The organism is Microvirga sp. CF3016, assembly GCF_036314085.1.
Lineage (GTDB): Bacteria > Pseudomonadota > Alphaproteobacteria > Rhizobiales > Beijerinckiaceae > Microvirga.
Genome location: NZ_JAYGGM010000013.1, coordinates 61,951 through 84,974 on the forward strand (window position 1 = coordinate 61,951; position 23,024 = coordinate 84,974).

The following is a 23,024-nucleotide window of genomic DNA, read 5'->3' on the forward strand; positions in this document are numbered from 1 at the left end:
ACAAGATGTCCACCATTCACTCCCTATCCGGCCCGGCGGCGTCAAAGAAGCAGGCGGCATCGGTGCAGTTCCGGAATGTGACGAAGCGCTACGGCAGCATCACCGCCGTGGACGATGTCTCCTTCACTATTGAACCGGGCCAGCTCGTGACTCTTCTCGGCCCCTCCGGCTGCGGCAAGACCACGACCTTGCGCATGATCGCGGGCCTCGAGATGGCAAGCGAGGGCCAGATTCTGATTGGCGGGCGCGATGTGACGAACTTCTCCGCCGCCGATCGGGACGTGAGTATGGTGTTCCAGTCCTACGCTCTCTTCCCGCACATGTCGGTGCTGGAGAATGTGGCCTATGGCCCCTCGGTGCAGGGCGTTCCGAAGAAGGACGCTATCGAGATGGCCATGGAGAAGCTCGCGCTGATCGGCCTGAAGGGCCTGGAGAAGCGAGCTCCGTCCGAACTCTCAGGTGGACAACAGCAGCGCGTGGCGGTGGCCCGCGCGCTCGTATTGGAGCCTCAGGTTCTGCTCTTCGACGAGCCCTTGTCGAACCTGGACGCCAAGCTGCGGCGGCGCGTGCGCGAGGACATTCGCGAGTTGCAGCAGAGCCTCAATCTCACCGTGGCCTATGTGACCCATGATCAAGAGGAGGCGCTCGCCGTCTCCGACCACATCATCGTGATGTCGAATGCCCGCATAGCCCAGACCGGCACGCCGCGCGAGCTTTACGAAGAACCGGCTAACCTGTTCGTCGCGGACTTCATCGGGGATGCCAACATCCTCTCGGGCGACATCGTAGATGTCACAGGTCCGACAGCGCAGGTGAACATCGGCAATGTCAGCCTGCGGCTTCCCCACAGAAATGCCGGCTCTGGGCCCGTCAAACTTGCCGTCCGGCCCGATGCGATCCTGCTCGGCGAGGCCGCCTCCACGCCCGGCGCGCTGACAGGCACGGTACGGAAAGCCTCCTTTCTTGGCACACAGATGGAATACGAGGTGGAGAGCCCTATCGGGAGCCTCTTCGTGGTGCAATACGGCCAACAGGAGCCGGTGGCACCAGGCACGCCAGTGGCGATCACGTTCGCCACGCAGCGGGGGGTGTCCATCATCCCGAATACATAAGCTTTTCACAACACTCCTTCGTCCGGAATGTTGAGGATCGTACCGCAAGCCTTGCAGTGAACCGCGTCCCGGTCATGGCGCTGAAGGGCACAGACCGGGCAGGGATGCTTCACCTTGTTGGGTCTGAGCAGAACCTGCACGAGGCGCAGGAACAGCGTCACACCGAATATCATGATGACGACCGAGATCAAATGCCCCAGGGTCCCGGTCAGGGTGATGTCACCGAACCCGGTGGTGGTGAGCGCTGCCATGGTGAAATAGAGCGCGTCCACATAGTTGTTGATCTTATCGTTGGCCCGGTGCTGCGTCTCGTACACGAATCCGGTCATGATGAAGATGAAGACGCCGAGATTGACGGACGCGATGATCAACTCCTCATTTCGGCGGAAGAACGCGCTGTCAGCGCGAAGGCGTGCGAGAAGCTGGTAGGTGTGGAGGAGCCGCACCGTCCGCAGGATGCGTAGGAAGCCAATCCCCTCCCCAACGATAAGAGCCAAGAACGACACGATTGCCGCTACGTCCGCCAGGCTCGTCGGGTGCAGGAGGTCCTTCCAGGGCGTTGGGCTTATGGCCAAACGCGCTGAGAAATCCGCTAGAATGATAAGCCCGAGGATGACGTCGATCCCCTGCACCAGAAGGGAGTGCGGCAGGAAGGAGGACACCACGATGAAAACGATCGTCGCGATGTCGAAAACGACGAGTGCATAGCGGAAGCGATGGGCCTCGAGGGTATCACTCTCGTAAAGGAGCTTAAGCTTGTCCCTCAGGCGCATCGGGGCGTCTCGTCATTGGACCGGAAGCAATTGCGAACCATAGGTCGGGCCATTCTTGATTGCGTTTATCAGCCCCAACTTATCTATAGAGCAGGGTTGCATTTCCAAAGGGGTGCCTTCCAGGGCGAAGAGGTCTATTCCCTCGCCTATCCCTGACACAGTCACGAGACGGATCGATGCTAAAGGCCTTAATCTTCGATATGGATGGAACATTGGTGCACAGCGATCCCGTGCACCTGGAAGCCTTTGCCGAGGTTCTGAGAGCCGAGGGCGTCGACATCACCGAGGAGATCTACCGGTCCCAGATCATCGGACGCACCAACGAGGCAATCTTCGCCTCTCTCCTGCCCCATCTGCCGGTGGAGCAGCACGAGACCTATGCCGACGAGAAGGAGGCCACGTTCCGCCGCATGGCGTCGAACCTCCAGCCCCTGGAGGGGCTGCTCGAGTTGCTCGACTGGGCCGAAGCGCGCGGCATCAAGATCGCCCTCGTCACCAATGCGCCGCGGCTCAATGCCGATCACATGCTGGAGGTGCTGGGACTGGCGGGGCGGTTCAAGGTCGAGATCACCATCGAAGAGGTCGAGCGCGGCAAGCCCGATCCCCTGCCCTATCTGACGGCCCTGGAACGGCTTGGCATTCGGGCAGAGGAGGCCATCGCCTTCGAGGATTCCCCTTCAGGCATGAGGGCGGCCAAGGCCGCAGGTCTGTTTTCCTTCGGCGTGCTCACCGGGCTTTCCGCCGACGAGATGAGGGAGATCGGCGCCGATGGAGCCATCATGACCTTCCGCGACCGGGCGCTCTGGGAGATCCTGGAGCACAGGGCTCAGTCCTAGAACACTCCCTCAAGCTGCATCGGATTGCCGCCCGGTCAGCCCAGTGCCGGCATCACCCGCATCGAAGCGTCGCCGGGCTTCCAGTATCTCATCCCGATTCTGGATCGCCCACTCGCCCAGGCCCCTTACGGTCTTGAGCAGAGAGCAACCCAGACCTGTGAGCTGGTAATCCACCCGCGGCGGAATGGTCGGATAGACGGTGCGGGTGACAAGCCCGTCCCGCTCCAGTCCACGCAACGTCAAGGTCAGCATCCGCTGCGAGATCCCGGTCACGGAGCGACGTAACTCATTGAATCTTTTGGGCCCTTCGCCCATCTGAACCACGACCTGGACACTCCACTTGTCGCCGACGCGCGACAGGATCTCCGTCACCGTCCGGCAGTCGGTGGGAACATGGATGTGACTGGGTGACATGAAAGTGCCTCCTTGCGCGGCGCTCAGGAAGTTACTTAATGAGCCTCGGTTACAAAACGGAACTTAAGGGTTCCGGCCTTCGAATGCAAACCAAGGACATGTCATGAAGCCCAAGCTTCACATCATCATCGGCAGCACCCGTCCCGGCCGGATCGGCCCGAGCATCGCCCAGTGGTTCAGCGAGTATGTGGCCGAGCACGGCAAGTTCGAGCCCGTCCTGGTCGATCTGGCGAAGTTCAACCTGCCGGTCTTCGACGAGCCCGAGCACCCGATGAAGCAGAATTATCATCACGCCCATACGAAGGCATGGGCCGAGAGCGTGGGATCGGCCGACGCCTTCGTGTTCGTGACGCCCGAATACAATTATGCTCCGCCTCCGGCTCTCGTGAACGCGCTCAACTATCTGTCCCGCGAATGGAACTACGCTCCCGCTGGATTCGTGAGCTATGGCGGCATCTCGGGTGGCCTGCGGTCGGTTCAGTTGGCTAAGCAGATCGTCACGACCCTGAAGATGATGCCCATTCCGGAAGGCGTTCCCATGCCGATGGTGTTCCAGAACCTGGACGAAGCCGGCAAACTCAATGCCCCCGACATCTACAAAACCTCGGCGGCCGCTATGCTCGACGAACTCTTCCGCTGGACGGAAGCCCTTAAGTCGCTCAGGGCCGAACGCAAGGCTCCGTTGAAGGTGGCCGCCTAAGCAGGAAAATTCCGGTCAAGCAAAAGCCCCGCTGTGGTAGACAGCGGGGCTTTTGCATTCCTGGCGAACAGCTCAAAGGCGCCCGGCCAGCGCATCCTCGAAGAGCTTGCGGGCGCTCTCCTTGGTGATCGGCACCGGATTGCCGCCCGCGGTCGGATCGTTGGGCGCCATCTCGGACATTTCGTCGAAGCGGGCGTTATCCACCTTCAGGCCGTCCAAGGTGTGCGGCACGCCGAGATCCTTGCGCAGCTGCAGCACCCAATCGAGGAAAGCCTGGAACGACGGCTCGAGGCCGATATAGGCAGCGAGCCGCTCGATCCGGGTCTCGATAGCCTCGCGGTTGTAGACCAGCACATAAGGCATGAAGACCGCGTTGGTCAGGCCGTGGTGGGTGTCGTAGAGCGCCCCGGTTGGATGCGAAAGGGCATGGATGGCCCCAAGCCCCTTCTGGAATGCGGTCGCGCCCATGGCGGCGGCAGACATCATCTGCGCGCGCGCTTCGATGTCCTTGCCGTCCCTGTAGGCCCGCGGCAAGTATTCCTTCACGAGGCGAATGCCCTCGACAGCGATGCCGTCCGCCATCGGGTGATAGCCCGGCGCGCAATAGGCTTCGATGCAATGCGCGAGCGCATCGAGGCCTGTGCCGGCCGTGATGTGGGGCGGCATGCCCGCCGTGAGTTCCGGATCGCAGATCACGATCTTCGGCATCATCAGCGGATGGAAGATCACCTTCTTGGTGTGCGTCGCCTCCTGGGTGATCACGCCGGCGCGGCCCACCTCCGAGCCGGTGCCCGCCGTCGTGGGCACGGCGATAATCGGCAGGATCCCTGCGGGATCCGCACGGGTCCACCAATCGCCGATATCCTCGAAATCCCACATGGGCCTGGTCTGGCCTGCCATGAAGGCGATGACCTTGCCCGCATCGAGCGCCGAGCCTCCGCCGAAAGCGACGACTCCATCATGTTTGCCTGATCTCAGGACCTCAAGGCCCTTGTAGACATTGGTCTCGACCGGATTCGGCTTGATGTCCGAAAAGATCGCAGCCCTCAGGCCGGCACTCGTAAGTTGGTCGAGGGCCGCCTTCGTCATCGCTTGAGTCGCCAGGAACGGGTCCGTGACGATGAGCGGCGCCGAGATGCCGGCGGATCTGGAGGCCTCGGCCAATTCCGAAATACGGCCGGCCCCGAAGCGGACGGCGGTCGGGTAGTTCCAGTTGGAGCGGGGAGATGTTGTCATGATGGGAGCAATCAGATCTGACGGAGATGGTAGGATTTCGGACGGCTGAGCGACTCATAAGCCAAGCGCGACAGGCTCGCCCCCCGGCCCGTCTCCTTGACGCCCGTCCAGGCGAGCGCGGGATCGAGATAGTCGCAGCGGTTCATGAAGACAGTGCCGGTCTCGAGCCTCTCGCCGATGGCCTCGGCTGCACCGAGATCGGAGGTCCAAATGGCGGCGGAAAGGCCGTAGGGCGAATCGTTCATGAGGCGGATCGCCTCTTCGTCACTCCTAACCTTCATGATGCCTACGGTCGGTCCAAAGCTCTCGTCACGCATAACGCTCATCGTGTGATCGACATTGGTGAGCACCTGCGGCGCGAGATAGGCCGTATTCCCATCATCGGCGGTAAACTTCTTCCTGTTGATATGGGCCGTCGCGCCTTTCGCCACAGCTTCGGCGTTCTGCTGGCGCACGAGGTCGGCGAAGCGCTTGTGCGCCATGGGGCCAAGCGTCGTCGACTCATCGAGCGGATTGCCGAGCACATAGGCGTTTACCAGATCGACCGCACCTTCGACGAAACGATCATAGTGCTTCTCGTGCACATAGATGCGCTCGATGCCGCAGCAGCACTGGCCCGAGTTGAAGAACGCGCCGTCCACGAGGTTCTCGATGGCGTGATCGATATCGGCATCCTCCCGTACATAGGCTGGGTCCTTGCCGCCAAGTTCCAGGCCGAGCGAGGTGAAGCTGCCCGCAGCCGCGCGCTCGATGGAGCGGCCGCCGGAGACCGAGCCGGTGAAGTTGCAATGATCGACAAGGCCGCTGCCAAGAATGCGGCTCGTCTGGTCGTGGCTCAGGTGCAGGTTCTGGAACAGGCCCCTCGGCATGCCAGCCCGGTCCATGGCCATCTGGAAGCGCTCGCCCGCCAGCACCGTCTGGGATGCATGCTTGAGCAGCACCGCATTGCCGGCCATGAGGGCCGGCACGATGGTGTTGATGGCGGTCAGATACGGATAGTTCCAGGGTGCGATGACCAGTACAAGGCCCACAGGCTCCCGCTTGATCATGCGGCGGAAGCCCGGTTTCTCGTCGTCGGCGGGAATGGGCTGGAGACTTTTCTCCGCAATCGAGATCATGTAGCGCGCACGCTCCTCGACGCCGCGGAACTCGCCGCCATAGCGCACAGGGCGCCCCATCTGCTGAGCGAGCTCGGGCACGACCTCTTGGTTCATAGTGAGCAGCGCGTCAAGGAAAGCCGCGACCTTGCCGGCGCGCTCGGCAACGGAGGTGTTGCGCCACGCTCTCTGCGCCTCGCGCGCCGCACCGATGGCGGCATCGATGGCCGCCTCGGACATGATCGGACGGCGGACGAGCTCGCGTCCGTCGATGGGGGAAATGCAGACGATATCGGTATCAGCCATAATGGTGTGTCTGAAAGACCATGATCTCAAGGGGTCACGGTCCTCTCCTTTGCTTGTGTCCGGGTAGGTCTTTTAGATGATCTCGAAGTAACGGGCGAGCTGCCAATCGGTGATGGCCTTGCGGGCCTCGCGTTCCTCCCACTCGCGCGTCGCCGCGTAATGATCGACGAAGGTGTCGCCGAAGAGCTCGCGCGCGGCCTTCGAGCCTTTCAGGCGCTCGGCGGCTTCGCCCAGAGAACGCGGCAGGGCCCGATCCTTCGGGTGCTCGACCGCGTAGGCGTTGCCCTCGACGGGCTCGCCCGGATCGATCCGATTCTCGATGCCCCACAGGCCCGAGCCGATGGCGGCGGCCAAAGCGATGTACGGATTGATGTCGGCGGCTGCGACCCGGTATTCCACCCGCTGTGACTTCTCGGAGCCGGGAATGACGCGCAGCGCTGTCGTCCGGTTCTCGACGCCCCAGGCGGAATCGGTCGGTGCCCAGAAGCCCGGGATGAGCCGCGTATAGCTGTTCACGGTGCAGGCCACCATGGCCAGGATCTCGGGCATCAGCGTCTGCTGGCCACCGACGAACCAGCGCATGGTCTCCGACATGTTGTGCTTGGCCTGTGCGTCGTAGAACGCGCCCTTGCCGGATCGCAGGTCGCGCAGGGACGTGTGCAGGTGACCGGATTGGCCGGGCCAGTCGCGCGACCACTTCGCCATGAAGGTCGCCATCCACCCACGGCGCTGCGCGAGGATCTTGGTGTAGGTCTTGAAGAGCGCCGCCTTGTCGGCGGCCTTCAAGGCATCGTCGACCCGGATCGCGGCTTCCAGGACCCCTGGACCCGTCTCGGTATGCAGTCCCTCGATCTCGAAATCCATTTTCTTCGCGAGATCGAGAAGCTCGTGGTAGAAATCCGCGTGGACTCCTGAGCGCAGAACCGAATAGCCGAAGAAGCCCGGCGTGATGTTCTTGAGGTTCTTGTAATCCTTCTCGCGCACGGAATGCGGCGTCTCCTCGAACAGGAAGAACTCGAACTCGGCCGCCGCCGACACCGCAAAACCCATGTCCTCGGCCTTCTTCAGCACGCGGCGCAGCACGCCGCGCGGGCAGGCCGCCTCCGCGTAGCCGTCGAACTCGGCGAGGAAGAACGGGAGATCGTCCTCGAACGGGATGAGCCGCATGGTCTCGGGCAGCACCCGCACGGGCGCGTCGGGATAAGCCGTATGCCAACCGGTGAGCTTGGTGTTGTCGTAGAGCTGATCGTTGGAGTCCCAGCCGAGCACCACGTCGCAAAAGCCGAAGCCTTTCTCGAGAGCAGACTCGAACTTGTCGCGAGCCATGTACTTGCCGCGCATGATGCCGTCCGCATCGGTAATGCCGACCTTCACGAAGGGAAGATCGCGGCTGCGCACATATTCCATCGCATCGGCGGCATTCTTGATCGTGGGAGCGTCCATACGAAAAACCTTGCGCGAAAAAGGGAGGAGCGCGCACGACGCGCGCTCCTTTGCGGTGTCAGTGAGTCTTGTACTCGCTCTCGCCCTTGGTGAGCGCGAACTCCTCCTCCGGCGAGAGGATGAGCTTGTGACGTCCGACCAGCAGGAAGTAGGCCATCATCACCACATAGTAGATGGCCACGCCAATCACGCCGGCCCGGAACACGGGATCCGTCAACTGGAAGACGAGCGTCACGGCCGCGATCACCATGCAGAGCACGGCACCCGCGATGCCGAAGGGGCTCGTGTAGGGCCGGTGCAGGCTCGGGAACCGCCTCTTGAGCACGATGTAGGACATGCCCTGCATGAAGTAGGCCAGCATCGCACCCGCGACCGCCATGTTGAGCAACGTGCCGCCGATCACGGTCGCACCCGCTTCGGCGCCGACCGAGAACCAGATGATCAGCATGACGAGAAGGCCGAGCACTGCGCCGGCGATCAGCGCGACGTGCGGCGTCTTGCGTGCGCCGTGCGTCACCGACAGGAAGCTCGGGAAGTAGCCTGCCCGCGAGAGCGAGTAGATCTGCCGTCCGAAGGCGAAGATGATGGTGTGGAAAGAGGCGATGAGCCCGATCACGGCGATGGCCGCCAGGATCTTGGCGATATCCGTGCCGAACAGTGTCCGGAAGCCGTCGAGCAGCGGCTCGCCGGACTTGCCGAGGCCCGCCGCGCCCGGTGCGATGCCGGTGTTCAGGAACAGCACGAGGAACGCAGAGGCGATCAGCGTCAGGATGCCGGCGATGATGCCCTTCGGCATGTCCCTCTGCGGATCGTGCGATTCCTCCGCCGCGAGCGGCAGTTGCTCGATGGCGAGGAACAGCCAAACCGCGAACGGAAGCGAGGCCAGAATGCCGAGGGCACCGTTCGGCAGGAATGGGCCGTTGCCGCTGGGAAGCTCCGCGCCGTCGGGGCCGATGTTCAGCGCCCAGCGGGCGAAGTCGAACTGGCCGGAGAACAGCACCGACACGTAGAAGAACGCGAGCACGGCAAGGGCCGCCAGGGTCACCGTCACCGTGACCTTGAACGACAGTTCCACGCCGACGATGTTGAGCCCGACGAACAGCGCGTAGCACAGCACCCAGTAGACGGGCTGGAAGGCCGGTGCCGTTTCGAAGATCGCCGACAGATACGAGCCGATGAAGAACACGATCACGGCCGGCGTCAGCACGAACTCGATGTTCTCGGCGATGCCCGTGACGTATCCCGCCCACGGCCCCATGGAGGTGCGCGCGAAGGAATAGGCGCCGCCCGTATGCGGCAAGGCCGGCGACATCTCGGCGAGCGAGAAGGTCAGCCCGAGATACATGATGGCGATGATGATGGTGGCGAAGAACATGGAGCCGAAGCCGTTGGCAAGGCCGAGGTTCCAGCCCGAATAATGGCCCGAGATCACCGCGCCGACGCCGAGCGCCCAGAGCGACCAGACGCGGGCGTGGCGTTTGAGCCGCCGAGCCTCGAAATAGCTTTCATCGACCGTGGTGTAGGTCACGCCGGCCGTGCCTTGCGCTGCGGCCGGTGGGGCATGCACCCCGGTACTTCCTTGTCCGACTGACATCGAGTTGATCCTCCAAGAAGTTCTGCCTTTCGGGTCACGGCACGCCTTGCGCCATGCCCGTCATCAGAGCGTCCGTGCCCCCTCCCTCAAAAGCGGCGCCAGACGGCGAGCCCACGATGCCTGTCCGTCTTGTGTGCGGATCAGATCATTGCGGATTTCGATCATCAGCGGGGCAAGGCCGCGCCTGACGGCATGGCGCTCGAGGGTGTGAAACACCCGGTCCGCTGGTGAATAGGGTTCGTTCATGCCGACGGTGAGCGCCGGATCCTGGTTCAATCCGGCCCCGACGCTGCGCGCATAGCGGTCATCCCGATCGAAGATCAGGCCGACCTGCCAGGGACGTGGAACATCGCGATAGACGGGCGTGAACGAATGGATGGACACGACAGCGGTCAGTTGACCTGACGTCATCCGGGCATTCGCGACGGCATCGACCACGCCGTGAAAAGCATCGTACACGGCGCGCACCCGGATCGCCCGCTCCGTCTCGTCGAGATCGAGATTGCCTGGGATCGTGGTGCGTTCGCTCAGCGTCCAGATCGAATCCGGCGCGGAGGGGTCGCGGTTGAGATCGAGCACCAGGCGCGAGACGGTGGCATGGATCAGCGGTGCATCGAGGAGCCGCGAGAGCTCTTTCGCGACGCCGAGCGCGCCGGGATCCCAGGCGATATGGCTTTCGAGATCCGAAGGCGTCAGACCCAGGGTCCCATAGCGGGCCGGAAGATGGTTGGAAGCGTGTTCGCAGATGAGCAGGATGGGCGAGCGTCCGTTCGGATTCTCCACGACGGCAACCGGCGGCTCTGCCGTTGCGGCAGATACTACTCCGGCTGTCATCCGACTCGCCTGTGTCATGCGGTTCTCCGTCAATCCGCCCAAAGGCAGATCAATCCCCGTTTGAACGCTTGATACGTTTCTTATATTTTTCCCGTGTCATGAAATTTCTGATACAGCTTTTCGAAAGCGTCAAGGAGGGGTTGTGAATCAATCCGGTATGCGTGGCGACCACCACCTTCCCCCGACGACCCCTCCGAGCCTCGCCGAGCGCATCCGGCTCAAGATGGATTCCTTCACCCCCAGCGAGAAGCGCGCCGCGCATCTGCTCCTGAGCCATTATCCCTTCGCCGGTCTCGACACGGTGGCGGAGTTCGCCTCCCGGGCCGGCATCTCCGCCCCGTCGGTCCTGCGCTTCGTCACCCGGCTGGGCTTCGGTGGCTTTCCGGATTTCCAGAAACACCTGCGAGAGGAGCTGGAGGCCCAGCTCCTCTCGCCGCTGGCCAAGGCTGGCCCCTCCGACAAGAGCCAGGGCGCGCCGGCACTAGCCTCCTTTGCGGAAGCGGTGATCGGAAACCTGCAAGCAACGGTGGAGAACATTGCCCCGGCCGAGTTCGAGGCCGTCGTGGCGCTTCTGTCCGATCAGCGCCGGCCCCTCCACTTCACCGGCGGGCGCTTCACCGGGGCGCTGGCACGTTATGCGGAGAGCCATTTCCGGATCGTGCGCAGCCATGTGGACTTCATCGAAGGCCAGCCGGTGCTCTGGCGCGATCGAATGATCGAGATCGGGCGCAGAGACGTGATCGTCGCCTTCGACATCCGGCGCTATCAGGAGGACGTTACGGCTCTGTGCGAGACGGCGGCGAAGCAGGGCGCGACGATCGTTCTTCTCACCGATCCCTGGCTCTCCCCCATCGCCCGCGTCGCCCGGCACGTGCTGCCCGCCCACATCGTGGCGCCGTCCAACTGGGATTCCTCGGCAGGCCTTCTCCTGCTGACAGAGGCCCTTGTCGCGGCCGTTACCAAACACCTCTGGGAAACCGCCAAACCACGCATGGAGGCGGTCGAACGTCTGCGGGGCGAGAGATCGTAGGCCTCATTCTGCAGCCTCCGGCCGCCCCCGCTGCAGCCAGCCGATGAGGAACGGCAGCACCAGGCCGATCCCCAGAAAACGCACGAGGTGATGGATGCCCACATAAAGAGGGTCAAGTCCGAGAATCAGGGCCAAAACGGTCATTGCCTCCAGCCCGCCCGGCGCGAAGGCAACAAGACCGTTGGCGAAGCTCACGCCCGCAAGCCAGGCCGCGGCACCTGCGAAGAGTGCGGCCACCCCCATGCCGACCGTGAAGGAGCCAAGCGCGGACACGAGCGCTCTTCTGAGTGTCGAGCGCTGGAGATTGCGGAATCGTTCTGCGATGAAGAGGCCGATGAGCACGAGCCCGCCCGTGGCGATCACCGGTGGAATGACGCCGGTCACCCATTCCGTGCCGTGGCTGACGGAACTGACCACGGTCGCGCCGAGCAGGATGGGAGCGGCCACCTTCAACCGGGTGAACAGCATGCCGAGCAGGAGGCCGCCGAGCAGAATGAAGGCCATACCTTCCGGGCTCTCGATGGGAAGCCCCTCGCCGATCAGCGCACCGACATTGCCCCCGCCCCCAGTCAAAACGACCAGGCTCGGCAGGAGCGCAATCAGTACGAAAAGCCGAAAGTTCTGCACGATGGCGATGGAGGCCACCTCCGCCTTCCGGTCGGCCGCCACCGCCAGGACCGTCGAGAGGGCGCCGGGCACCGAGGCCAGCACCGCATCCGCCTTGCGCCAGCCCGACATGCGCACGAGCCATGCGGTCGAGGCGGCCGAGATCGCCACGACGCCGATGACCAGCAGAATGAGGCTGCCCGGATAGCGTCCCATGGCGGCGACGGCGGCGGGTGTTACCGCTGCGCCCATGGCCGCGCCCGAGATCAGCATGGCGGCATCGGCAAGCGCCCTCGGCAGGGGAACAGCCCAGCCGGTCAGCCCCCACAGCGTGGCGGCGATCGCCGATCCTGACAGCCAGGCGGCCGGAACGCCGAGCCAGTGGAAAACGACGCCGCCAAGGGCGGCAACCAGGATCTGGGTGAGATGGGCGAGAACGAGACGCATCACGGTTCTGCTCTTGAACGTCCTTCGCCGATGCGTCAAATGCCGAGGGTGCGCACAAGCCATGCGGTGGCGGACTGCCGGAACGTATCGGCCGAAGCTCGGCATTGCATGGCGTCCGAAAGCCTGCTGAGATTGCGCCCATCGATCACGCCATGGAGGAAACTGTGCTGCACGGAATCGACCCGGCGCTCAATGCCGATCTGCTGTATGTGCTCCAGGCCATGGGCCATGGCGACGATCTCGTGATCTGCGATGCCAACTTCCCGGCCGATTCCATTGCGCGCCAGACGACCTACGGCCGGCTGATCCGCATGGACAACATCGGCTCGCCCCAGGCGATCCGGGCCATCCTCTCGCTGATGCCCCTCGACAGCTTCGTCGACAGCCCCGCGGAGCGCATGGAAGTCGTCGGCAATCCCGACGAACTCCCGGCCATTCAGCAGGAGGCTCAGGCCGAGATCGATGCCGTTGCCAGGCGCGATGCCGGACGCGACACCTGGCCGATGGGTTCGGTCGAACGCTTCGCGTTCTACGAGCGTGCGAAGAAGGCCTATGCGATCGTGGCGACGGGCGAGCGCCGGTTCTACGGCTGCTTCATCCTGAAGAAAGGCGTGATCCCGCCGCCCTAGACGCGGTCGTTCTCTCAGACCACGAGCCTCGGCAGGGCTTCACTGATGCGGCGGACCGCTTCCTCCACGTCCTCGGGCTTGCGCAGGTAGCACAGACGCAGGTAGCCCTCGCCCGCATCGCCGAAGGCGGAGCCGGGCGCGAGGCCCACATTGGCCTCGTCGATGAGCCGGAAGGCGATGTCCTTCGCACTCGTCGCACCCTTGATCTTCAGGAAGGCATAGAAGGCGCCGCTCGGCGGCGGCAGCTCAACGAGGCCAGTTTGAGACAGCCGTCCGACGATCTCCCGGCCGTGGCGTGCCTTGGCGATCTGATCGACCAGGAAACCCTCCCCCTGCTCGATGGCGGCAACGCCTGCGCGCTGGATGAAGACCGGCGTGCCGGAGGTCTGGTACTGGATCAGGTTCTCGATCACCTGCCCCATGGCCGGCGGCGCTTCGAGCCAGCCGAGGCGCCATCCGGTCATGGCCCAGTTCTTGGAGAACGTCTGGATGAAGAGGATCTTGTCCTCGGGTGCCATCACATCGCGGAAGGACGGCGCCCGTCCCTCGACGGTGAGCGCCGGATCGTGGATGAAGCGGCCGTAGATCTCGTCCGCCACGATCCAGAGCCCGTGCCGGCGGGCGAGATCGAGCGCGGCGCGAAGATCCGCATGGCTCGCAACCCACCCGGTGGGGTTCGAGGGCGAGTTGATGACGAGCACGCGGGTGCGCGGCGTGATCGCCTTCTCGATCCGCTCGAAATCGAGATGCCAGCCTTGTGTATCAATCATCATCGGCACGGCGACGGCACGCGCTCCGGCAATGGTGATCGCGCCGGCGAAATTCGGCCACGCGGGCGTCGGAACCAGCACTTCGTCGCCATTGCCCGCCAGCATGCGGAAAGCAAGTTGCATCGCAGGCATGCCGCCTGACGTCACGAAGAAGCGCTCCGGATCGAACGTCTTGCCGTAGACCCGCTCATGGTAGCCGGCGATCGCCTGACGCAGCTCGGGGATGCCGCGCTGGTAGGTGTAGAAGGTCTCGCCCTTCGCAAGCGATTGGGCGGCCGCCTCGCAGATGAAGGACGGCGTCGGCATGTCACCCTCCCCCACCCAGAGCGGGATGATGCCGGGCTTCAGACGGCCGTAGCTGAACACGTCCACGATGCCGCTTGTCGGCGCCTGCTCCGCCTCAGGTCGCAGGTTGAGAACGGACGGAATCGACACGGACGCGTTCATGGGGGCTTTCCTCGAAATCGGGCGCCTAGGCATGGCCCGTTCGCCTGCTCAAGGCAAGCCTCGAATATGTCCCATGACAGAAGACGCAGGATCCGATCAAATTCGGTGATCGATTCAGGTCGTTTGACCCGTCTGCAGAAGATCGCGGATCTCCGTCAGCAACTTCACGTCGGCCGGGATCTCCGGCGGCTTCTCGGCCGTTCCGGTCTTCGCATCCTCCGCACGGCGCAGGCGATTCATGCCCTTGACCAGGAGGAAGAGGATCCAGGCGATGATGACGAAGTTGATGGCGACCGTGACGAAGTTGCCCCAGCCGAGCACGGCGCCCTGCTTCTTGGCTTCGTCGAGCGACCCCGCGGTGACGTTGCCGGAAAGAGCCGTGAAGTAGTTCGAGAAATCGAGGCCGCCGGTGACAGCCCCAATGATGGGCATGAAGATGTCGCCGACGAGGGAATCCACGATCCTGCCGAAGGCGGCACCGATGATGATGCCGATGGCGAGATCGACCACATTGCCCCGCAGGGCGAATTGCTTGAATTCATTCCACATGAACGGGCCTCTCTGCTTAACCCCAAGCTAAAGCTGCCCGGCTTGAGAATTTCGTCAAGCCTCGCGGGCCGCCAGCAGGTCCTGCAAGTCGAGGCGCCGCGTGACCATGGCGAGTTCGCCGCCGGCGGTTCTCGGCCACTGGTCTTGCGGGCGATCGACGTAGAGCTCGATGCCGTTTCCGTCGGGATCGCTCAGGTAGAGCGCCTCGCTGACCCCATGATCGCTCGCCCCCTGCAGCGGGATGCCGGCCTGGGCCAGCCGGTAAAGCGCATCGGCGAGGGCCGCCCGCGTCGGATAGAGGATCGCTACATGGTAGAGGCCCGTGGTGCCGGGAGGCGGCGGGGATCCTCCCTTGCTCTCCCAGGTGTTCAAGCCGATGTGGTGATGATAGCCCCCGGCCGAGACGAAGGCAGCCTGGGTGCCGTAGCGCTGAATCAGCTCGAAACCGAGCACGCCGCAATAGAAGGCGAGCGCGCGTTCGAGATCGGCCACCTTCAAGTGAACATGGCCGATCCTGACGCCGGGATCGATGGGGTGTACCACCGGTCCTCCGGTGACATCATGGGGAATGGGCTTGATCATCGCATGTGCCTCAGGCTGAACGCGTGGACAGCGTGGGAGCAGTTTTTGCCGATCCGGCCCGCACCGCAAGGGCACCGTCGCCCAGGAGAGCCTGCACCACGAGGGCAGCGATCCAGAACGCCAGGTATTCCCAGCCACCCTTGGGATTGTTGAAGAAGAACCCGGCTGAGCCATGGACGAACACGATGGCGCCGAGGAGGATCGGGATCAGCGCGAGCGAGACCCAGCGGGAGAAGAACCCGAGGATGAGAGCGAGGCCGCCGGCCGTCTCAGCCGCAATGGTCAGATAGGCCAGCACCGGCGGCAGGCCGAGACTGCCGAAGAACTGGGCGGCGCCGGCCGGCGTGAACACGAAGACCTTGAGGCCCGCATGGGCGAGGAACAGGACGCCCAACGTGATGCGCAGGACCAAGGCGGCATAGGGGGCAGTGCGGGTATCGATCATGGGAGATCTCCTGAATACGGTCCTTCCCTATGATCTCAAACCAGAAGCATGATAATCTCATCCCTGGGATATGACTTCACACCAGAAGAATGAGATTGTCCTGATGCTTGACCGCGTCACCAGCATGCAGGCCTTTGTCCGCGTTGCAACCCTCGGCAGCTTTTCGGCGGCTGCACGGGCGCTCGATCTGTCACAGACTATGGTGACGAAGCATGTATCCGCCATCGAAGACCGGCTCGGAGTCAAGCTCCTGCACCGCTCCACGCGCAAGCTCGTTCTGACCGAGGGCGGCCGGAACTATCTCATCGCCTGTGAGCGCATTCTCGCCGAGATCGAGGAGGCGGAAGCGTCAGCCAGCCTCGACAGGGTCGAGCCCCGGGGAACGCTCCGCCTCAACGTTCCGCTCACCTTCGGCTTCCGGCAGATCGTCCCGGCTCTCACCGCGTTCAGCCGGCTCTATCCCGCCGTCTCGTTCGATCTCGGCCTGGCCGACCGCTACGTCGATCTCATGGAGGAAGGATGGGATCTGGCGATCCGGATCGGCCGCCTGAAGGATTCGAGCCTCGTGGCCCGGCGGCTCGCCGCCTGCCGCACCGTTGTCTGTGCCTCTCCCGCTTATCTGGAAAAGCACGGAATTCTGCGCAACCTGGAGGATCTCGCCCAGCACAACTGCCTCGGCTATACGCTGCCGAGCGCTATCGGGGCGAACCGATGGGCCTTCGGGGTCAATGGCGACATCGTGGTGCCGATCCAGGGCAATCTGCGGGCCAACAATGGAGATGCCCTTCTGGCTGCCGCCGTCGCCGGACAGGGGCTGATCTACCAGCCCACCTTCATCGTGGGCGACAGCCTGCGCGACGGGAGCCTCGTTCCGGTCCTGCGCGACCACCCGACCTATGAGCCCGGCATCCACGCCGTCCTGCCCTCGGGCCGGCAGGCTCCGGCCAAGGTCCGCGCCTTCGTGGCGTTCCTGGCCGAGCGCTTCAGGCCGGAGCCGGAATGGGATCGGGGCCTGTGACGGCTCCTGCCATGGCCTTCGCGCCGCTGACCCGCTAATGCTAGCTGGGATTTGCTTTTGAGGGTTGAGCCTATGGTTGCCACCTGGGCCGTCGTGCTGTCGGCGCTGGTTTATCTCTGCTTTCTGTTCACCGTGGCCCATTGGGGCGACAACGGCGGGCGGCGCTTCATTCAGGGTCCAGCCCGCTCCACCATCGCGGCCCTTGCGCTGGCCGTCTATTGCACGTCCTGGACCTTCTTCGGATCGGTGGGGCTCGCCAGCCATTCAGGCTTGGACTTCCTCGCCATCTATATCGGACCAATCCTCGTCATCGGCTTGGGCTATCCGCTCGTCGCCCGGATCGTGCGGGTCGCGAAGACGCAGAACATTTCCTCCATCGCCGATTTTGTCGCGGCCCGCTACGGCAAGAGCGAACGGGTCGCCGCTCTCGTCAGCCTGATCGCCCTCGTCGGTTCCATTCCCTACATCGCGCTGCAATTGAAGGCGGTCTCGTCCTCGCTTGATGTCTTCTTGGGGGCGACCAATGAAACGTTCCCGTCTCAGCTCCCGTTCATCGGCGATCTCGCCTTCGTGGTCGCCCTCGTGTTGGCGGGCTTCGCCGTCGCCTTCGGCACCCGTCATACGGATGCCACCGAGCACCAGAACGGGCTGCTTTTGGCGATCTCCCTCGAGTCGGTGGTGAAGCTGGTCGCCTTCCTGGTGGTCGGCGGCTACATTACCTTCGTGATGTTCGACGGCTACGATGCCATCGTGCAGCGCCTTCACGCGCAGGGAACCAGCGCGGACCTGATGAGCCGCACCTCCGGTTTCGGCAGCTACATCACCCTGATCCTGCTCTCGACCTGCGCGGCTCTCCTCCTGCCGCGCCAGTTCCACGTGACGGTGGTCGAGAACCATGACATTGCGGATCTCAAGCGCACCGCCTGGCTGTTTCCGCTCTACCTGATCCTCATCAATCTCTTCGTGATCCCGATCGCTCTCGCGGGCCTCGCCTCTTTTCCGGAAGGGAACGTCGATCGGGACATGACCCTGCTGGCGCTGCCGCTCGCGGACAAGGCAGGCACCATCGCCGTCCTTGCCTTCCTCGGCGGCTTCTCGGCGGCGACGGCCATGGTGATCGTCGACTCCGTCGCCGTGGCGGTGATGATCTCGAACCACCTCGTCATGCCCATCGTCCTGCGGCGGCGCGCCTTTGCGGGCATCGATCCCGGCAGCTTCGTGATCGGCGTGCGCCGCATCTCCATCGTTCTCGTCATCCTCCTGGGCTATGCTTATTACCGTGCCTCTGGGGAAGCCGCGCTCGCCGCGATCGGCCTCTTGTCCTTCGCGGCCATTGCGCAGGTGGCGCCTGCCTTTCTCGGCGGTCTGATCTGGTCGCGCGGCACGGCGTTGGGCGCCAGCGTCGGGCTCGTCGTCGGCTTCTTCACCTGGGCCTACACGCTTCTCCTTCCGAGTCTCGTCTGGGACGGCGTCTTCTGGTCCGACGTGGTGGTCACCGGCCCCTTCGGCATCACGGCTCTCAAGCCCACGGCCTTGTTCGGCGTCGACCTGCCTCAGCTCACCCACGGCGTCGTCTGGAGCCTGACGCTCAACATCCTCTGCTATATCGGCTTCTCGCTATGGCGGCCCGTCACCGCCATGGAGCAGATCCAGGCCAATCTCTTCCTGGGAGAAGCCGCCGCCTCCGCGGCCCCGAGCTTCCGCCTGTTCCGGGCCAGCGTCACGGTCGGCGAACTGCGCGCGACCGTCGCCCGCTATCTCGGCGAGGAACGGACGAACCGTTCGTTCGAAGGCTTCACCCATAGCCGCGGACAGCAGCTCGAGCCCCGGGCCGAAGCCGACGTCCATCTCCTGCGCTACGCGGAACATCTTCTTGCGTCGGCCATCGGCACGGCGTCCTCACGCCTCGCGCTGTCGCTGCTGCTGCGGCGCCGCACCGTATCCACGGAAGCAGCCCTCAAGCTCCTCGACGACGCCTCCGCGGCGATCCAGCACAGCCGCGACCTGCTCCAGCACGCGCTCAACTATGCCAAGCAGGGCATCACCGTGCTCGACAGCGATTTGCGCCTGCTCGCCTGGAACCAGGCTTTCATCGATCTCTACGACATGCCGCCCAACTTCGTTCACGTGGGCATCAGCATGGAACGCATCGTCCATTACAATGCCTCGCGCGGATCCTACGGGCCGGGCAAGATCGACGAGCTGATTGCCGCCCGCCTCCACTCCTTCCGCCACGATGTGGAGCCCGTGCGGCTCAAGCTCTATCCCTCCGGCAAGGTCATCGAGATCCGCTCGAACCTGCTGCCCGATGGCGGCCACGTGACCACCTACACGGACGTGACCGAAACCGTGCTGGCCGAAGAGGCGAGCCGCCGCGCGAACGAGACCCTGGAACAGCGCGTGCGCGAGCGTACCGAGGAGCTGACGCGTCTCAACGAAGCCCTACGCAGCGCCAAGGCCGAGGCCGACGAGGCGAACATCTCCAAGACCCGCTTTCTCGCCGCAGCCTCGCACGACATTCTCCAGCCCCTCAACGCGGCGCGTCTGTACGCGGTCTCGCTCGTGGAGCGGGATCGTGAAGCGGGCGACGCGACGCTGGCCGAGAACATCGACGCCTCGCTCGACGCGGTCGAGGAAATCCTGACCGCGATCCTCGACATCTCGCGCCTCGACACGGGCGCCATGAAGCCGCAATGGTCCAGCTTCCGCATCGACGAGCTGTTCCGCCAGCTGCAGCGCGAGTTCGAGCCCGTGGCCCGCAACAAGGGACTGAAGCTCACCTTCGTGCCATCCTCCCTGACCGTGCGGTCCGACCGGCGCCTGATGCGGCGCCTGCTGCAGAATCTCATCTCCAATGCCATCAAATACACGCCGTCGGGCCGCGTGATCGTCGGCGGGCGCCGGCGCGGCGGTCATCTCGTGCTGGAGGTGTGGGATACGGGGCTGGGCATTCCGGCCTCGAAGCAGCGCATCGTGTTTCGCGAGTTCCAGCGCCTGGATCAGGGCATGAAGGTCGCGCGGGGCTTGGGCCTCGGCCTCTCGATCGTCGAGCGCATCGGCCGCGTGCTCAAGCATCCGATCACCCTGAACTCGGAGGTGGGACGCGGCTCGGTGTTCCGGGTCGAGGTGCCGGTGGTGGCGGCTCTTCCGGCCACGGCCGCATCGCCCGAGCCGCCGAAGCCTGCCGCGACCGTGCTGTCGGGCCTGCGCGTCCTCGTGATCGACAACGAACCGGCCATCCTCGAAGGCATGCGCCTGCTCCTCTCCGGATGGGGCTGCGATACCTGGACTGCATCGGATCTCGAGAGCGCGCATCAGGCTCTGAGAACGCACAAGGCTCTGCCGGAAGTGATCATCGCCGATTATCACCTCGACGACACGGACGGTTTGGAACTCATCAAGGCCCTCCGTTGGAAGACGCAGGTCGACACGCCCGCCGTGCTCGTGACCGCGGACCGCACGCCGGCCGTGCGCGAAGCCGCGGCAGCCATGAACATCCATGTGCTCAACAAGCCCCTGAAACCGGCGGCCCTGCGGGCCCTCCTGACGCAGTGGCGCGCGACGAAGGTGGCGGCGGAGTGAATCCTCTCTTCGTCATCACCGGCCTTGTGCCGGTGATCCCGATTGGGTGAAGCGCCGCGCCACAAACAAGCGAGATGGCCGGGACAAGCCCGGCCATGACGAGAGTGTCGGAATTCCTACGTTTCATTCCGACCGCAACGCGAAATCGACCGCCGCGACCGCGTGGATCGTCGTGGTGTCGAACAGCGGCACGGCGCTGTCTTCGTCGGAGACCAGGAGCATGATCTCGGTGCAACCGAGGATGATCCCCTGGGCGCCACGCTCGATCAGGCGTGCGATGACCTCCCGATAGGCCTGCCGCGACTCCTGTCTGACGATCCCGAGCACGAGTTCCTTGTAGATGATCTCGTGCACGATCCGCCGGTCGCTTTCGTCCGGCACGATCACGTCGAGCCCATGATGCTGCTGCAGGCGGCCCTTGTAGAAATCGTGCTCCATGGTGAAGGCCGTGCCGAGAAGGCCGATGCGCTCGATCCCCGCAGCCCTGATCTTGTCGGCCGTGGGATCGGCAATGTGGAGCAGCGGAATGTTCACCGCCGACGAGATCGCATCCGCCAAGCGATGCATCGTGTTCGTACACAGCACGATGAAGTCCGCTCCGCCTCGTTCCAGCCGGCGCGCAGCTGCCTTCATCTCCTCGCCGAGCCTGCCCCACTCGCCTTCGTGCTGCAGCCGCTTGATCTCGTCGAAATCGGCCGACCACATCAGGCATTGCGCCGAATGCACCCCGCCGAGCCGCCGGTTCGTCTCCTGGTTGATGATGCGGTAATACTCGGCCGAGCTTTCCCAGCTCATGCCGCCGATGAGGCCGATGGTTCGCATGCCGAATGTCAGGGATTGGGCCGATACGGCTCACGTCCGCTCTTCAGCGCATCGTCGAGCAGTTCGAGCCGGTCCTGCCCCCAGAACACCTCGCCGTCGAGCACATAGGCCGGCGACCCGAAGACGTCGCTTGCCACCGCATTCTCGAGATTGAGGGCATAGATCGCCTCGGTGGTGCTGCCGGTCACCACATCCATCAGGGCGGACGAATCAAGGCCGGCCTGCTCCGCCAGCTCCGTCAGAACGAGCGGATCGGCCAGGTCGCGCTCCTCCTCCCACACGGCCGCGAAGGCCCGGCGCAGGAAGGGATCGGGGCTCTTGCCGGATGCCGTGATCGCGATGACGAAGCGGTCGGCGAGGTTCACGTCGAAGGGCCAGTGCTTCGGACTGATGTTGAAGGACAGGCCGCGTTTTTCTCGCCAGCGCTGCAATTCGAGAATCCGGTAGCGCTGGCGGGCCGGATGGCGCTGGGCGAGCGGCAGTCCGCCGGTCTCCGAGAAGACGCGGCCGAGGAAGACGGGTTTGTAATTGACCTCCGCCCCGTGCTTCTGCGCGATCTCCATGAAGGGCGCATGGCCGATATAGGCCCAGGGGCTCACGAGGGAGAAGTAATAGTCGATGGTGCGGGGCATGGGTCCGATTCGGAGTTGCTCAGGCCGGAACGGCGTCGGTCCCACCTTGGACCATCAGGCGGCGCTCTTCAATGTCTCTTCGGCTCGGAGGAAGGCCTCGACCTCGGGGGCGGCCGCCGGCGCTTCGGCCTCGACGCCGACTTCGCCGAGGAGGCGCTCCATGGGAACGAAGCGTCGCTCCGCCCGGTCATAGAGGCCCGCCCTGACGAGGGCGATGGCGTTGAGGATCGGACTGCCGTCCTTGGCTTTGGAGACCAGCCGGTGCTCCATCACCACGTGACTGTCGGACCAGGTGAGGATGCGGGTCTCCAGCGTGAAGGAGCGAAAAGGCCTGAGTTCCCGCCGGAAGCGGATCTGTCCCGCGCCCACCACAGGCACCCAGCCGTGCCTGAGGACGGGCCGCCACAGGCCGGAGCGGATCATCATGTCGGTGCGGCCGAGATCCATGAGCGTCCAGTAGCGCCCATTGTTCATGTGGAGCGAGGTGTCGAGGTCGTGCGGCCATACCCGGAAGGTCAGGCGCGACACGTCCCGCACGGGATCGAGCCTCGCGCGGAAAATGGACGTGACGACCAGGTGAAGGACGCGCAGCCACAGGTTCATGCGAGGCCCATTCCGGTCTGGCGCTGGAACAGGATGAGATCGAGGGACGGTGCCTCGAGGCCGAATCCCGTGAGCAGGGCATGAACCTGTCCGCGATGATGGGTCTGATGATTGAAGAAATGGACCAGCGCCGGGGCGAGCGGCTGCTCGATCTCCATCGGGGTCGTAATCGTCTTGTAGCGGATGCGGCCCATGAGGTCGGCATCGGACAGGCTGTCGACATAGGCGACGATCCGCTCGTCCTCTCTCGCGCGCGCCGCACGCAGCTCGGGGAGGGTCTCGAACAGGATCGCATCGAGGCGGTTCGGCGCCTCGCCCCGCCCGGAAAAGCGCTTCAACCAGATGCGGTCGGCGACCAGGAGATGGTTCAAGGTTCCGTGCACCGACTTGAAGAAAGCCCCGCGATCCGCGCGATAATCCGCATCGGATAGTTGCGCCGCCACATCGTAGATGCGCTCGTTGCTCCATGCATTATAGCCCGCCATCATGGCGAAGTGCGGTTTCATGGGAAGGCTCC

23 protein-coding genes are annotated in these 23,024 nt (G+C 64.0%); 7 read left to right on the forward strand and 16 right to left on the reverse strand.

Going from position 1 to position 23,024, the window contains the following annotated elements:
* Positions 1 to 5: 5 nt before the first annotated feature.
* Positions 6 to 1,112: an ABC transporter ATP-binding protein gene (locus VB672_RS18945; RefSeq protein WP_329785826.1), complete on the forward strand. Its 1,107-nt coding sequence runs from the start codon at positions 6 to 8 to the stop codon at positions 1,110 to 1,112.
* Between the two features lie 5 nt (positions 1,113 to 1,117).
* On the opposite strand, the gene VB672_RS18950 is transcribed toward VB672_RS18945, so the two are convergent.
* Positions 1,118 to 1,885, reverse strand: coding sequence for a potassium channel family protein (locus VB672_RS18950; RefSeq protein ID WP_329785762.1), 768 nt, complete (start codon positions 1,883 to 1,885; stop codon positions 1,118 to 1,120).
* Positions 1,886 to 2,061: 176 nt separating this feature from the next.
* Between VB672_RS18950 and VB672_RS18955 the strand changes: the two genes are divergently transcribed.
* Complete coding sequence (locus VB672_RS18955) at positions 2,062 to 2,721, forward strand: HAD family hydrolase (protein ID WP_329785763.1); 660 nt, start codon at positions 2,062 to 2,064, stop codon at positions 2,719 to 2,721.
* Positions 2,722 to 2,730: 9 nt separating this feature from the next.
* On the opposite strand, the gene VB672_RS18960 is transcribed toward VB672_RS18955, so the two are convergent.
* Positions 2,731 to 3,135 (reverse strand): winged helix-turn-helix transcriptional regulator, encoded by a 405-nt coding sequence (locus VB672_RS18960; RefSeq protein WP_329785764.1) that lies wholly within the window; start codon positions 3,133 to 3,135, stop codon positions 2,731 to 2,733.
* A 103-nt stretch (positions 3,136 to 3,238) separates the two neighbouring features.
* Between VB672_RS18960 and VB672_RS18965 the strand changes: the two genes are divergently transcribed.
* Positions 3,239 to 3,835 (forward strand): NADPH-dependent FMN reductase, encoded by a 597-nt coding sequence (locus VB672_RS18965; protein ID WP_329785765.1) that lies wholly within the window; start codon positions 3,239 to 3,241, stop codon positions 3,833 to 3,835.
* A 72-nt stretch (positions 3,836 to 3,907) separates the two neighbouring features.
* Here the strand turns inward: VB672_RS18965 and VB672_RS18970 are convergent, their stop codons facing one another.
* From VB672_RS18970 to VB672_RS18990, 5 genes are all read right to left on the reverse strand, one after another.
* A complete protein-coding gene (locus tag VB672_RS18970; RefSeq protein WP_329785766.1) occupies positions 3,908 to 5,071 on the reverse strand; it encodes an iron-containing alcohol dehydrogenase in 1,164 nt (387 codons plus the stop codon).
* An 11-nt stretch (positions 5,072 to 5,082) separates the two neighbouring features.
* Positions 5,083 to 6,474 carry an aldehyde dehydrogenase family protein gene (locus tag VB672_RS18975; RefSeq protein WP_329785767.1) on the reverse strand — a complete coding sequence of 464 codons (1,392 nt, stop codon included), beginning with the start codon at positions 6,472 to 6,474 and terminating at the stop codon, positions 5,083 to 5,085.
* A gap of 72 nt (positions 6,475 to 6,546) precedes the next feature.
* Positions 6,547 to 7,917, reverse strand: coding sequence for a glutamine synthetase family protein (locus VB672_RS18980; RefSeq protein ID WP_329785768.1), 1,371 nt, complete (start codon positions 7,915 to 7,917; stop codon positions 6,547 to 6,549).
* Positions 7,918 to 7,975: 58 nt separating this feature from the next.
* The gene (locus tag VB672_RS18985) at positions 7,976 to 9,511 is read right to left on the reverse strand and encodes an amino acid permease (protein ID WP_329785769.1); all 1,536 of its coding nucleotides are present in this window, start codon (positions 9,509 to 9,511) and stop codon (positions 7,976 to 7,978) included.
* A 63-nt stretch (positions 9,512 to 9,574) separates the two neighbouring features.
* The gene (locus VB672_RS18990; RefSeq protein ID WP_329785770.1) at positions 9,575 to 10,363 is read right to left on the reverse strand and encodes an N-formylglutamate amidohydrolase; all 789 of its coding nucleotides are present in this window, start codon (positions 10,361 to 10,363) and stop codon (positions 9,575 to 9,577) included.
* Positions 10,364 to 10,487: 124 nt separating this feature from the next.
* Between VB672_RS18990 and VB672_RS18995 the strand changes: the two genes are divergently transcribed.
* Positions 10,488 to 11,375, forward strand: a complete 888-nt coding sequence (locus VB672_RS18995) for a MurR/RpiR family transcriptional regulator (protein ID WP_329785771.1) — start codon at positions 10,488 to 10,490, stop codon at positions 11,373 to 11,375.
* Between the two features lie 3 nt (positions 11,376 to 11,378).
* Here VB672_RS18995 and VB672_RS19000 read toward each other — a convergent pair whose 3' ends face one another.
* Positions 11,379 to 12,428: an AbrB family transcriptional regulator gene (locus VB672_RS19000; protein WP_329785827.1), complete on the reverse strand. Its 1,050-nt coding sequence runs from the start codon at positions 12,426 to 12,428 to the stop codon at positions 11,379 to 11,381.
* A 164-nt stretch (positions 12,429 to 12,592) separates the two neighbouring features.
* Here VB672_RS19000 and VB672_RS19005 point away from each other — a divergent pair, with 164 nt between their 5' ends.
* On the forward strand, positions 12,593 to 13,057 hold the full coding sequence (locus VB672_RS19005; RefSeq protein WP_329785828.1) for an RbsD/FucU family protein: 465 nt from the start codon (positions 12,593 to 12,595) through the stop codon (positions 13,055 to 13,057).
* A gap of 14 nt (positions 13,058 to 13,071) precedes the next feature.
* On the opposite strand, the gene VB672_RS19010 is transcribed toward VB672_RS19005, so the two are convergent.
* The 4 genes from VB672_RS19010 to VB672_RS19025 all read right to left on the reverse strand — a co-directional run bounded on the left by VB672_RS19010 (position 13,072) and on the right by VB672_RS19025 (position 15,850).
* Positions 13,072 to 14,274, reverse strand: a complete 1,203-nt coding sequence (locus VB672_RS19010; RefSeq protein ID WP_329785772.1) for a pyridoxal phosphate-dependent aminotransferase — start codon at positions 14,272 to 14,274, stop codon at positions 13,072 to 13,074.
* A 114-nt stretch (positions 14,275 to 14,388) separates the two neighbouring features.
* A complete protein-coding gene (gene mscL, locus VB672_RS19015; protein WP_329785773.1) occupies positions 14,389 to 14,823 on the reverse strand; it encodes a large conductance mechanosensitive channel protein MscL in 435 nt (144 codons plus the stop codon).
* Positions 14,824 to 14,877: 54 nt separating this feature from the next.
* Positions 14,878 to 15,405, reverse strand: a complete 528-nt coding sequence (locus VB672_RS19020) for a VOC family protein (RefSeq protein ID WP_329785774.1) — start codon at positions 15,403 to 15,405, stop codon at positions 14,878 to 14,880.
* A gap of 10 nt (positions 15,406 to 15,415) precedes the next feature.
* Complete coding sequence (locus tag VB672_RS19025) at positions 15,416 to 15,850, reverse strand: DoxX family protein (RefSeq protein ID WP_329785775.1); 435 nt, start codon at positions 15,848 to 15,850, stop codon at positions 15,416 to 15,418.
* A gap of 103 nt (positions 15,851 to 15,953) precedes the next feature.
* Here VB672_RS19025 and VB672_RS19030 point away from each other — a divergent pair, with 103 nt between their 5' ends.
* Together VB672_RS19030 and VB672_RS19035 are read left to right on the forward strand one after the other, a co-directional pair.
* Entirely contained in the window at positions 15,954 to 16,868 is a 915-nt protein-coding gene (locus tag VB672_RS19030) for a LysR family transcriptional regulator (protein WP_329785776.1), read from the forward strand.
* A 72-nt stretch (positions 16,869 to 16,940) separates the two neighbouring features.
* Entirely contained in the window at positions 16,941 to 20,450 is a 3,510-nt protein-coding gene (locus VB672_RS19035) for a PAS domain-containing hybrid sensor histidine kinase/response regulator (RefSeq protein ID WP_329785777.1), read from the forward strand.
* 123 nt (positions 20,451 to 20,573) lie between these two features.
* On the opposite strand, the gene VB672_RS19040 is transcribed toward VB672_RS19035, so the two are convergent.
* The 4 genes from VB672_RS19040 to VB672_RS19055 are packed head-to-tail and all read right to left on the reverse strand — an operon-like array spanning position 20,574 to position 23,013.
* Positions 20,574 to 21,272: an aspartate/glutamate racemase family protein gene (locus tag VB672_RS19040; RefSeq protein WP_329785778.1), complete on the reverse strand. Its 699-nt coding sequence runs from the start codon at positions 21,270 to 21,272 to the stop codon at positions 20,574 to 20,576.
* Between the two features lie 8 nt (positions 21,273 to 21,280).
* Positions 21,281 to 21,904 (reverse strand): 2-hydroxychromene-2-carboxylate isomerase, encoded by a 624-nt coding sequence (locus tag VB672_RS19045; protein ID WP_329785779.1) that lies wholly within the window; start codon positions 21,902 to 21,904, stop codon positions 21,281 to 21,283.
* Between the two features lie 54 nt (positions 21,905 to 21,958).
* Positions 21,959 to 22,507: an acyl-CoA thioesterase gene (locus tag VB672_RS19050; RefSeq protein WP_329785780.1), complete on the reverse strand. Its 549-nt coding sequence runs from the start codon at positions 22,505 to 22,507 to the stop codon at positions 21,959 to 21,961.
* Positions 22,504 to 23,013 carry a DinB family protein gene (locus VB672_RS19055; protein WP_329785781.1) on the reverse strand — a complete coding sequence of 170 codons (510 nt, stop codon included), beginning with the start codon at positions 23,011 to 23,013 and terminating at the stop codon, positions 22,504 to 22,506. Before VB672_RS19055 ends, VB672_RS19050 begins: the two co-directional genes overlap by 4 nt.
* Positions 23,014 to 23,024: the final 11 nt, after the last annotated feature.

Excerpts from the sequence above, each read along its gene's own strand:
- VB672_RS19035 (WP_329785777.1), top strand. The coding sequence starts at position 16,941 with ATGGTTGCCACCTGGGCCGTCGTGCTGTCGGCGCTGGTTTATCTCTGC.
- VB672_RS19030 (WP_329785776.1), top strand. The coding sequence starts at position 15,954 with ATGCTTGACCGCGTCACCAGCATGCAGGCCTTTGTCCGCGTTGCAACC.
- VB672_RS18980 (WP_329785768.1), bottom strand. The coding sequence starts at position 7,917 with ATGGACGCTCCCACGATCAAGAATGCCGCCGATGCGATGGAATATGTG.
- VB672_RS19055 (WP_329785781.1), bottom strand. The coding sequence starts at position 23,013 with ATGAAACCGCACTTCGCCATGATGGCGGGCTATAATGCATGGAGCAAC.
- VB672_RS18955 (WP_329785763.1), top strand. The coding sequence starts at position 2,062 with ATGCTAAAGGCCTTAATCTTCGATATGGATGGAACATTGGTGCACAGC.
- VB672_RS19025 (WP_329785775.1), bottom strand. The coding sequence starts at position 15,850 with ATGATCGATACCCGCACTGCCCCCTATGCCGCCTTGGTCCTGCGCATC.
- VB672_RS18985 (WP_329785769.1), bottom strand. The coding sequence starts at position 9,511 with ATGTCAGTCGGACAAGGAAGTACCGGGGTGCATGCCCCACCGGCCGCA.
- VB672_RS19020 (WP_329785774.1), bottom strand. The coding sequence starts at position 15,405 with ATGATCAAGCCCATTCCCCATGATGTCACCGGAGGACCGGTGGTACAC.
- VB672_RS19010 (WP_329785772.1), bottom strand. The coding sequence starts at position 14,274 with ATGAACGCGTCCGTGTCGATTCCGTCCGTTCTCAACCTGCGACCTGAG.
- VB672_RS19040 (WP_329785778.1), bottom strand. The coding sequence starts at position 21,272 with ATGCGAACCATCGGCCTCATCGGCGGCATGAGCTGGGAAAGCTCGGCC.
- VB672_RS18970 (WP_329785766.1), bottom strand. The coding sequence starts at position 5,071 with ATGACAACATCTCCCCGCTCCAACTGGAACTACCCGACCGCCGTCCGC.
- VB672_RS18945 (WP_329785826.1), top strand. The coding sequence starts at position 6 with ATGTCCACCATTCACTCCCTATCCGGCCCGGCGGCGTCAAAGAAGCAG.
- mscL (WP_329785773.1), bottom strand. The coding sequence starts at position 14,823 with ATGTGGAATGAATTCAAGCAATTCGCCCTGCGGGGCAATGTGGTCGAT.
- VB672_RS18965 (WP_329785765.1), top strand. The coding sequence starts at position 3,239 with ATGAAGCCCAAGCTTCACATCATCATCGGCAGCACCCGTCCCGGCCGG.
- VB672_RS18960 (WP_329785764.1), bottom strand. The coding sequence starts at position 3,135 with ATGTCACCCAGTCACATCCATGTTCCCACCGACTGCCGGACGGTGACG.
- VB672_RS18990 (WP_329785770.1), bottom strand. The coding sequence starts at position 10,363 with ATGACACAGGCGAGTCGGATGACAGCCGGAGTAGTATCTGCCGCAACG.
- VB672_RS19050 (WP_329785780.1), bottom strand. The coding sequence starts at position 22,507 with ATGAACCTGTGGCTGCGCGTCCTTCACCTGGTCGTCACGTCCATTTTC.
- VB672_RS19045 (WP_329785779.1), bottom strand. The coding sequence starts at position 21,904 with ATGCCCCGCACCATCGACTATTACTTCTCCCTCGTGAGCCCCTGGGCC.
- VB672_RS18950 (WP_329785762.1), bottom strand. The coding sequence starts at position 1,885 with ATGCGCCTGAGGGACAAGCTTAAGCTCCTTTACGAGAGTGATACCCTC.
- VB672_RS18975 (WP_329785767.1), bottom strand. The coding sequence starts at position 6,474 with ATGGCTGATACCGATATCGTCTGCATTTCCCCCATCGACGGACGCGAG.
- VB672_RS19000 (WP_329785827.1), bottom strand. The coding sequence starts at position 12,428 with ATGCGTCTCGTTCTCGCCCATCTCACCCAGATCCTGGTTGCCGCCCTT.